The organism is Rhodococcus sp. R1101, assembly GCF_000278445.1.
GTDB classification, from domain to species: domain Bacteria; phylum Actinomycetota; class Actinomycetes; order Mycobacteriales; family Mycobacteriaceae; genus Rhodococcus; species Rhodococcus gordoniae.
This window is the reverse complement of record NZ_AJVB01000529.1, coordinates 1-2,517: the sequence shown is the minus strand read 5'-3', so window position 1 is coordinate 2,517 and position 2,517 is coordinate 1. Positions and strand designations below refer to the sequence as shown.

At 62.5% G+C, this 2,517-nt stretch carries 2 protein-coding genes and 1 pseudogene; 1 reads left to right on the top strand and 2 read right to left on the bottom strand.

Annotated features, from left to right (window positions below; genetic code table 11):
- Positions 1-787, bottom strand: a 787-nt coding sequence (locus R1101_RS0121050) for a glucose-1-phosphate cytidylyltransferase (RefSeq protein ID WP_016935241.1), incomplete at its 3' end; no start/stop codon positions are given.
- Positions 784-2,040 (bottom strand): class I SAM-dependent methyltransferase, encoded by a 1,257-nt coding sequence (locus R1101_RS0121045; RefSeq protein ID WP_016935240.1) that lies wholly within the window; start codon positions 2,038-2,040, stop codon positions 784-786. The genes R1101_RS0121050 and R1101_RS0121045, both read right to left, overlap by 4 nt.
- Before the next feature lie 240 nt (positions 2,041-2,280).
- Between R1101_RS0121045 and R1101_RS31175 the strand changes: the two are divergent.
- Positions 2,281-2,517 (top strand): annotated as a pseudogene (locus R1101_RS31175) (AraC family transcriptional regulator); the annotation flags it as partial.

Genomic DNA, 2,517 nt, shown 5'->3' with positions numbered 1-2,517 from the left:
TCACCGCCGGGCGGGCCGACTCCCACACGGTCCAGGGGTGGATGCCACGAGCGTAGTTGTCGTCCAGTTCCGCGCGTTCCTTGAACGTGTCCGCCGGTTTCCAGAACCCGCTGTGCCGATAGCCGTACAACCGGCCCTGGCCGGCGAGTGCGCCGCAGACATCGGCCACCAGATCGCCACCGGGGGGAAGGAGGTCGAAGATCGCCTGGCTCAGGACGAAGTACCCGCCGTTCTCCCAGATGGGGAACCTGCTCACAGGAACGATTTCCTTGATCTCGCCGTTCTCCGCTACGTCGACGCAATGGAACGACGACTGCGGAGGCACGACCAACATCGAGGCCGTAGCACCCGACCGATGGTAACGATCGATCATCTCGTCGAGCGGGGCGTCGGTGAGGACGTCCGCGTAGTTGGCGAGGAAGTACTCGTCTCCCTCGAGGTGCCGGCGGACACGGCGGAGACGTTCACCGATCGCCGACTCGAGTCCGGTGTCGACGAAAGTGATCCGCCAGTCGCTGATGTCGGTGCTGAGGCAGTCGACGGTGTTGTCGTGCAGGATGAAATCGTTCGATTGCTCCTCGTGGTAGTCGAGGAAGAAATTCTTGATCTCGGACGCTCCGTACCCCAGGCACAGGATGAACTCCTTGTGACCGAAGTGCGCGTAGTACCGCATGATATGCCACAGGATCGGCCGGGGGCCTACCATCTGCATGGGCTTGGGAATCTGGTCGTTCCGATCGTTACGCATGCGCATGCCGTAACCACCGCAGAACAGTACAACCTTCATGATGTTGTCCTCCAGGACAGTTCGGGTTCGCCGATGGTCGTGTGAATGGTGGGGAGCGGAAGGACGAGGCGTCCCTTCCACTCCGCGATATACGCGAGCTGGCGGGTCAGTTCGGGCTCGAGGTTCCAGGGCAACGCGAGGACGACGTCCGGCCGGTCCTGGGCGATCCGCTCGACGGGCTCGATCGGGATCCGCGTCCCCGGCGTGAAACGTCCGTGCTTGTACGGATTCCGATCGACGGTATAGGACAAGAGATCCGGTCGGATGCCACAGTAGTTGAGCAGTGTGTTGCCCTTGCCGGGTGCTCCGTAGCCGACGACCGAGAGGCCTTCGTTCCGGCACTGGAGGAGGAAACGCAGCAGATCGAGGCGTGAGGTGCGTGCGAGCGGTTCGAGCCGGAAATATCCTGTGGGATCGTGTAGCCCTGCGCGCCTTTCGATCTCGAGAACCTCGGCGACGCGCGGACTCGGGTCCTGTGCTGCCTGTTCGGGCCGCGCCCACACACGGATCGAACCCCCGTGGGTGTCGAGCAGTTCCACGTCGACGATCCGGAGGCCCCCGGACGCCAGCGCTCGTGCGGCCGACAGCACCGTGTAGTACTGGAAGTGCTCGTGGTAGATCGTGTCGAACTGTCCGAGTGCCAACAGGTTCAGGGCGTGGTGGACCTCGACGCTGAGCCAGCCGTCCTCGGCCATGAGCAGGCGCAGCGCACGCGTGAATCCGACGAGGTCGGGTACGTGAGCGTAGACGTTGTTCGCGACGACGAGATCCGCTGGGCCGTATTCCGTCCGAATATGTTCGGCCAGTTCGATATCGAGGAAACCGGTGTGGGTCGGCACGCCGGCTGCCCTGGCGGCCTCCCCGACATTGACCGACGGTTCGATGCCCAGGCACCGGATGCCGGCGTCCACCGCGTGACGGAGGAGGTAACCGTCGTTGCTCGCGACCTCGACGAGGGTCGAGTCGGGCCGGAGCCGTCCGCTTCCCAGTGCGTCGTGCACGAAGCTTCGAGCGTGATCGACCCACGACTGCGAGTACGAGGAGAAGTAGGCGTACTCGGTGAAGGTGTCCTCCGGCGTGATCAACGCGGGTATCTGCAGCAGTAGGCAGTCCTCGCACAGGCGCAGGTGGAGTGGATATGTGCATTCCGGGAGGTCGAGCTGCTCGGCCGTGAGGAATCGTTCACACGGTGGAGTGGCTCCGAGGTCCAGGATGCTGGTCAGGCGGTCCGAATTGCACAGACGGCACTTCATGCGGGTGCCCCCTCGGTGGGAAGAGCGTGTCCGGTCTCGAGCCCCGAAATCGATGCCCCAAATAAACCATACCTAGAGAAGGGAAACAAGCTAAAAAAGACCTTATGTTGGTTTTGCAGAACCTTTGAAACCATCCGTTTCACCCCTTAGGCTCGTACTCGTCCCATTCGATGTGCCGGTGTCGGGCAGTGCACGCGAAGCAGGGGGGGACGATGTAGTCGCGTTTGGAGGTTCTGCCCGATGTCGTTTCAAATCGTGGAACGTCGCGAAACTCTGGTGGCCGGTGTGCCCGTTCGAAGTCCGCGGCGAGCCCTCGGCAAACTTCGTGATCCACACCTCGAAATCGCGTGGTCGGCTGTGCTCAACGGAGACACGTCCGGACCGTTCGCGACCGCGTACACCGATCACGCGGAGGACATAGGGTCCTACTACACGCAGACAGTAGGGTTCTGCTGCAAGTCGATCGATGACGTACCC